Genomic DNA, 6,795 nt, shown 5'->3' with positions numbered 1-6,795 from the left:
GGGCCGCGGCGGCTGCCGCGGCCCGTCCGGCACCGGCTCAGACGAGTCCGAGCTTCTCGGCGGCGGTGGCCGCGTCGACCGGGACCGTGACCGGCTGCGGGGCGCCCGCGACGGCCCAGTCGGGGTCCTTGAGGCCGTTGCCGGTGACCGTGCAGACGATGCGCTGGCCGGGGTCGACCTTGCCCTCCTCGGCGGCCTTGAGCAGACCGGCGACCGAAGCGGCCGACGCGGGCTCCACGAAGACGCCCTCCTGGGAGGCCAACAGCCGGTAGGCGGACAGGATCTGCCGGTCCGTCACCTCGTCGATGAAGCCGCCCGACTCGTCCCGCGCGGCGAGCGCGTAGTTCCAGGAGGCCGGGTTCCCGATGCGGATCGCGGTGGCGATGGTGGACGGATCCTTGACGACCTCGCCGCGCACGATGGGCGCGGAACCGGAGGCCTGGAAGCCCCACATGCGCGGGGAGCGGGAGGAGACGCCGTCACCGGCGTACTCGGTGTAGCCCTTCCAGTACGCGGTGATGTTGCCCGCGTTGCCGACCGGCAGGACGTGGATGTCGGGGGCGTCGCCGAGCGCGTCCACGATCTCGAACGCGGCGGTCTTCTGGCCCTCGATACGGACCGGGTTGACCGAATTGACCAGCGCCACCGGGTAGTTGTCCGAGAGCGCGCGGGCCAGGGTGAGGCAGTCGTCGAAGTTGCCGTCGACCTGGAGGATCTTGGCGCCGTGCACGAGGGCCTGGCCCATCTTGCCGAGCGCGATCTTGCCCTGCGGTACGAGGACGGCGCAGACCATGCCCGCGCGCACCGCGTACGCCGCGGCGGAGGCCGAGGTGTTGCCGGTGGAGGCGCAGATGACGGCCTTCGCCCCCTCCTCCTTGGCCCGGGTGATGGCCATGGTCATGCCGCGGTCCTTGAAGGAACCGGTGGGGTTGGCGCCCTCGACCTTGAGGTGCACCTCGCAGCCCGTGCGCTCGGAGAGGAGCTGCGCCGGTACGAGCGGCGTACCGCCCTCACGAAGCGTGACGACCGGCGTCGTCGCCGTGACCGGAAGCCGGTCCCGGTACTCCTCGATGATGCCGCGCCACTGGTGGGTGCCCTTGCTGGTCATGGGTCCTTTACTCCCCTTCAACACGCATGATGCTGGCGACACCGCGCACGGTGTCGAGCTTGCGCAGCGCTTCGACGGTCCCGGAGAGGGCCGCGTCGGGCGCGCGGTGGGTGACGACGACGAGGGATGCCTCGCCGTCCGAGTCCGGCCGGCCTTGCTGGCGGACCGTGTCGATGGACACGCCCTGCTCGGCGAAGACCGTCGCGACCTGGGCGAGCACGCCCGGCTTGTCGGCCACGTCGAGGCTGATGTGGTAGCGCGTGACGACCTCGCCCATGGGGCTGACCGGCAGGCGCGTGTAGGCGGACTCACCGGGTCCGGTGGCCTCGCCCAGTTTGTTGCGGCAGACCGCGACGAGGTCGCCGAGGACCGCGGAGGCGGTCGGGGAGCCGCCGGCGCCGGGCCCGTAGAACATGAGCTGTCCGGCGGCGTCGGCCTCGATGAACACCGCGTTGTACGCCTCGCGGACGGAGGCCAGCGGGTGGCTGAGCGGGATCATCGCGGGGTGGACGCGGGCGGTGACGGAGGCCCCGTCGGCGGCGCGCTCGCAGATGGCGAGCAGCTTGACGGTGCAGCCCATGCGGCGGGCGGAGGCGATGTCGGCGGCGGTGACCTCGGTGATGCCCTCGCGGTGCACGTCGCCGATCCTGACGCGGGTGTGGAAGGCGATCCCGGCGAGGATCGCGGCCTTGGCGGCGGCGTCGAAGCCCTCGACGTCGGCGGTCGGGTCGGCCTCGGCGTACCCGAGGGCGGTGGCCTCGTCGAGCGCCTCGGAGTAACCGGCGCCGCTGGTGTCCATCTTGTCGAGGATGAAGTTGGTGGTGCCGTTGACGATGCCGAGCACCCGGTTGACCTTGTCGCCCGCGAGCGACTCGCGCAGCGGCCGCACCAGCGGGATGGCCCCGGCGACGGCGGCCTCGTAGTAGAGGTCGCGGCCGTACTTCTCGGCGGCGGCGTGCAGGGCGGCGCCGTCCTCGGCGAGCAGCGCCTTGTTGGCGGAGACGACGCTCGCGCCGTTCTCGAAGGCGGTGGTGATGAGCGCGCGGGCGGGCTCGATGCCGCCGATGACCTCGATGACGACGTCGATGTCGCCGCGCTGCACGAGCGCGGTCGCGTCGGTGGTGATCAGTGCGGGGTCGATGCCCTCACGCACCTTCGAGGGCCGGCGGACGGCCACGCCGGCGAGCTCGACGGGCGCGCCGATGCGCGCCGCGAGGTCGTCGGCGTGCGTCGTCATGATGCGCGCCACCTCTGAGCCGACCACACCACAGCCCAGCAGCGCCACCTTCAGCGGACGCGTACGCATCATCCGACCTCGTTTCTGTACATGCTCATTGGGGACCAGTCTCACTCACCGGACGGGAGTTTCTGACCCCCGTCCGGATCCTGAGATGACTATTTCATCAGCCGACATCGAGACGCAGGAGATCTTCCTCCGTCTCGCGTCGGACGATGACGCGTGCCTCTCCGTCGCGGACCGCGACGACCGGCGGGCGCAGCGCGTGGTTGTAGTTGCTCGCCATGGAGCGGCAGTACGCGCCGGTGGCGGGGACGGCGATCAGGTCGCCGGGCGCCAGGTCGGCGGGCAGGAACGCGTCCTTGACCACGATGTCGCCGCTCTCGCAGTGCTTGCCGACGACCCGGACGAGCATCGGTTCGGCGTCCGAGGTCCGCGAGACGAGGGCGACGCTGTACTCGGCGTCGTACAACGCGGTGCGGATGTTGTCCGACATGCCGCCGTCGACGCTGACGTACGTCCGCAGCCCTTCGAGCGGCTTGATGGTGCCGACCTCGTAGAGCGTGAACGCGGTGGGCCCGACGATGGCCCGGCCCGGCTCGACCGAGATGCGCGGGGTGCGCAGCCCGGCCGCCTCGCACTCGCGGGTGACGATGTCGCTGAGCGCCTTGGCGATCTCGTACGGCTCGCGGGGGTCGTCCTCGGAGGTGTACGCGATGCCGAGGCCGCCGCCGAGGTCGATCTCGGGGAGCTCGACGCCGTGCTCGTCACGTACTTCGGCGAGCAGCTGGACCACGCGCCGGGCGGAGACCTCGAAGCCGGCCATGTCGAAGATCTGCGAGCCGATGTGGGAGTGGACGCCGATGAGTTCGAGCCCGTCGAGCGAGAGCGCGCGGCGCACGGCCTCGGCGGCCTGCCCGTCGGCGAGCGCGATGCCGAACTTCTGGTCCTCGTGCGCGGTGGCGATGAACTCGTGGGTGTGGGCCTCGACGCCGACGGTGACGCGGATCTGGACGCGCTGGCGGACGCCGTGGCGCTGGGCGATGTGGGCGACGCGGACGATCTCCTGGAAGGAGTCGAGCACGATCCGCCCGACGCCGGCCTCGACGGCGCGGTCGATCTCGGCGACGGTCTTGTTGTTGCCGTGGAAGGCGATGCGCTCGGCGGGCATACCGGCGCCGAGAGCGGTGGCCAGCTCCCCGCCGGAGCACACATCGAGATTCAGCCCCTCCTCCTTGAGCCAGCGCACGACGGCGCGGGAGAGGAAGGCCTTCCCCGCGTAGAAGACGTCGGCGTCGGGCCCGAAGGCGTCGGCCCAGGCGCGGCAGCGGGCCCGGAAGTCGCTCTCGTCGAGGAAGTAGGCGGGGGTGCCGAACTCCTCGGCGAGCCGCGCGACGGCGATCCCGCCGACGGTGAGGGCGCCGTCCGCGTCACGGGTGACGGTGCGCGACCAGACCTTCTCGTCGAGGACGTTGAGGTCGGCGGCGGGCGCGGAGTAGTGCCCCTCGGTGAGGACGTCGGCGTGGCGGGGTCCTGCGGGGTGTGCGGAGCGGCTCATCGTGATGGTTCTTTCGGGTCTCTTCTGATCGCGTCAGAGGTGTTCGGGCGCACGGATACCGAGCAGGGACAGGCCGCCTGCCAGCACCGTCCCGGCGGCTTCGGCGAGAGCCAGCCGGGCACGGTGGGCGGCCGAGGGTTTCTCGTCACCGGCGGGCAGGGGCGGGCAGGAGTCGTGGAAGTCGAAGAAGGCGTGCGCGACGGCTTCCAGCTGCCGGGCGACCCGATCGGGCGCGCGGTGACGGGCCCCGGCGAGCAGGACACCGGGGTGGTCGGCGATGAGGTCGAGGAGGGGGCGGGCGGCCGCGCCGTACGCGGTTGTCGCGGCGGGCTCGGTGGGGCTTTGGCCGTACGGGGCGGGCGTGGCGTGGCCTTCGTCGTATGGGGCGGGGCTTGCGCCGCGCACCGCAGGCTCGGCGGGCTCGGCGGGCTCGGCGGTGAAGCCGAGGCGGGCGGCCCCGCGGGTGAGGGCGCGGGCCCTGGCGTGGGCATAGCGGACCCGGAAGAGCGGATTGGCCTCGCCCTGGACGAGCAGTTCGCGGCCGAGGACTGCGCGGTCGTGTCCGGCGGCCCGCAGGAGCCCCCAGCGGGCCGCGTCGGGCCCGAGCCGCTCCAGCAGCTCTTCCGCGGTGGCCCCGGCGGGGACGGGCCGGACTTCCGTGAGCGGTACGGGGGGTGTCCCGTGCGCGTCGACGGTGACGCCGAGGCGGGCCCAGTCCGGGTCGGACGGCTCCGCGCAGCTGACCCGGACCCGGGCCCCCTGGGCGACGAGGAGCCGGCGCACGGCGTGGGCGGTGACGGCGGCGCGGACCTCCCGCGCGTGGTGGAACTGGTGGGTCTCGTCCCGGAGCGCGTCCCCGTGCCCGTACGCGAGGCCCTGTTGCCGTACGGCGTCGAGCACGGCCCGGTCGCTGACGGCCGGGGCGTCGAGGGTGAAGCTCAGGAACCCGGGACCGGTGATCTCGACCCGCCCGACGCCGGGCTCGGCGGCGACGCGTTCGCGCAGGATGCGGGCCACCTCCAGGGCGGGCAGCGCGGCGGGCCCGGCGAGCTGGAGGGCGACGGCGCAGGCGTAGTCGCCGCTGCCGCCGGGCCGGGTCCGCTCCACCCGCACGCGCGCGGGCACGGGTGCGCGCAACGCATCCTCGTCGACCGCGCGGCGCACGGCGTGCAGCACGGTCCGGGAGAGGTCGGCGGGGGTCACGGGTCAAGCGTAGGTGAGAAAGGGGGGCACTCCGCGACCCGGTTTCGCCATCCGGTCAGCCGGGCCCGGTTCCACGGCGCGGGGCAGCCGTTCCCGGCCCGCCACTCCGGTCAGCCGGCGGTGCTCCCCGCCCGCCCGGCGCCGCGCCGCCCGTCCGCCGAGGGCTCTTCCTCCCCGGTCACCAGCCGGCGCATGATCCGCACCAACTCGCTCGGCTCGAACGGCTTCGCCAGGAACGCGTCGACTCCGGCGGCCACGCCCGCGTCGACCTCGTAGGGCGTACAGGCGCTGATGACAACGATGGGAAGACCACGGGTCCGGGGGTCGGAGCGCAGCCGGGTGGCGGTCTCCAGACCGTCCAGCCGGGGCATCACGACGTCGAGGGTGATGGCGTCGGGGCGGACTCTCCCGACCAGGTCCAGGGCTTCGACACCATCAGCCGCGGTCACGACCTCGAAGCCCTCCAGCTCGAGATTGACCCTGATCAGCTGCCGGATGACCTTGTTGTCGTCGACAACAAGCACGCGGCCGTACGCCCCTGACACCCTTCGAGAGTAGGTCGGCCGGAGGGGCGGTGTCCGGGTTTTGTCCACTTCCGCCCCGGACGGGTGGCCACCGCTCCCCCGGGCCGTCCGACCGGGAGGAAGAGGCACGGAGGCACGGCGGAATACCTGTTCACGGAGACCCCGTGGGAGCTGGTAGTGTTTCACCCGTCGCAGCGCAACACCGCGATACGCCCCCGTAGCTCAGGGGATAGAGCATCGGCCTCCGGAGCCGGGTGCGCAGGTTCGAATCCTGCCGGGGGCACTTCCGGATTGAAGAACCGGACCAGCAGAGGCTGGTCCGGTTTTTTCGTGTTCGCCGTGCGGGCCACAGCCTGGCGAGGGCGAGCGGAGCGCGGTCCGGCTCGCCCTCACCAGGGGTTGATCAGAACTTCCCGTCGACCGGGATCCAGCCGGACCAGGCCTCGGGCTGGTAGAACTTGCCGGTGTCGCCGTCGTAGCGCAGGACGCGCAGGCGTACGTTGCCGGTCTCGCGGTAGTCCTTGTTGCAGGTCGCCCAGGTGTTCACGCCGAGCTTGTTGACGCAGACCTCCTCGGCGCGCCCGTAGTCGGTGTAGACCCCGACCGCCGCGGACATGCCGTCCTTCTTGGTGTCGCCGGCCCAGACGATGTCGCCGTTGTGCTGGAAGCATCCGTTGGAGCCGTAGGCGGCGGTCGCGCCGAGACAGGTGCCCGACGGCGGAGCGGCCTTCGCGGATGCCACCGCGTCCGCCGCCCCGGCCGTCTCGTCCTCGTCCGCAGGGAAGGGGAAAACCGGGCCCGGTTCCGAGGCGGCGCCTTCGACGATCTTCACGTCCACGGGCAACTGCACTTCCACGGGGGCCTCCGGGGCGTCGTCGGCGAGCGCCGGCGTCGCGGTGACGGCCGAGAGGGCGAGGGCGGACGCCCCGGCGAGAACACTCAACTTCGAGCGCCAGTTTTCACGCATGCTTCACTACCCCCGCGCCTGACCTCTGTGGCGAGATCATCAATTATCAAATGTGAACAGGGTGTGAGACTAAGAGATCGCTGTGACGGATGGAAGGGGCTCCTGTGACGCACGTGCTGCGTGGGGCTCCTGGTGACGTGAGCCGTCCGGGTCGGGCGGTGCGGGCGCAGAAAGGAGGGCGGGCACACGGCTGTGTGC

General features: G+C 72.1%; 6 protein-coding genes and 1 tRNA gene. 1 reads left to right on the top strand and 6 read right to left on the bottom strand.

The features are described 5' to 3' along the window. Positions 1-37 precede the first annotated feature (37 nt). From thrC to ACFWM7_RS32145, 5 genes are all read right to left on the bottom strand, one after another. On the bottom strand, positions 38-1,108 hold the full coding sequence (gene thrC / locus ACFWM7_RS32165) for a threonine synthase (RefSeq protein ID WP_383267448.1): 1,071 nt from the start codon (positions 1,106-1,108) through the stop codon (positions 38-40). 7 nt (positions 1,109-1,115) lie between these two features. Then, the gene (locus ACFWM7_RS32160; protein WP_383267451.1) at positions 1,116-2,414 is read right to left on the bottom strand and encodes a homoserine dehydrogenase; all 1,299 of its coding nucleotides are present in this window, start codon (positions 2,412-2,414) and stop codon (positions 1,116-1,118) included. A gap of 97 nt (positions 2,415-2,511) precedes the next feature. Next, complete coding sequence (lysA, locus tag ACFWM7_RS32155; protein WP_383267445.1) at positions 2,512-3,903, bottom strand: diaminopimelate decarboxylase; 1,392 nt, start codon at positions 3,901-3,903, stop codon at positions 2,512-2,514. A 33-nt stretch (positions 3,904-3,936) separates the two neighbouring features. Next, positions 3,937-5,106 carry an ArgS-related anticodon-binding protein NrtL gene (nrtL, locus tag ACFWM7_RS32150; protein ID WP_383267442.1) on the bottom strand — a complete coding sequence of 390 codons (1,170 nt, stop codon included), beginning with the start codon at positions 5,104-5,106 and terminating at the stop codon, positions 3,937-3,939. 110 nt (positions 5,107-5,216) lie between these two features. Beyond that, positions 5,217-5,630, bottom strand: a complete 414-nt coding sequence (locus ACFWM7_RS32145; protein ID WP_383267440.1) for a response regulator — start codon at positions 5,628-5,630, stop codon at positions 5,217-5,219. A 211-nt stretch (positions 5,631-5,841) separates the two neighbouring features. Here ACFWM7_RS32145 and ACFWM7_RS32140 point away from each other — a divergent pair. Continuing rightward, positions 5,842-5,913, top strand: a tRNA-Arg gene (locus ACFWM7_RS32140). Positions 5,914-6,033: 120 nt separating this feature from the next. Here ACFWM7_RS32140 and ACFWM7_RS32135 read toward each other — a convergent pair. Further along, complete coding sequence (locus ACFWM7_RS32135; protein WP_383267437.1) at positions 6,034-6,597, bottom strand: hypothetical protein; 564 nt, start codon at positions 6,595-6,597, stop codon at positions 6,034-6,036. Positions 6,598-6,795: the final 198 nt, after the last annotated feature.

The sequence above is a fragment of the Streptomyces sp. NPDC058375 genome (assembly GCF_042723425.1).
GTDB classification, from domain to species: domain Bacteria; phylum Actinomycetota; class Actinomycetes; order Streptomycetales; family Streptomycetaceae; genus Streptomyces; species Streptomyces durocortorensis.
Note: the sequence above shows the minus strand (reverse complement) of the source record. Positions and strands in the feature narration are given on the sequence as shown.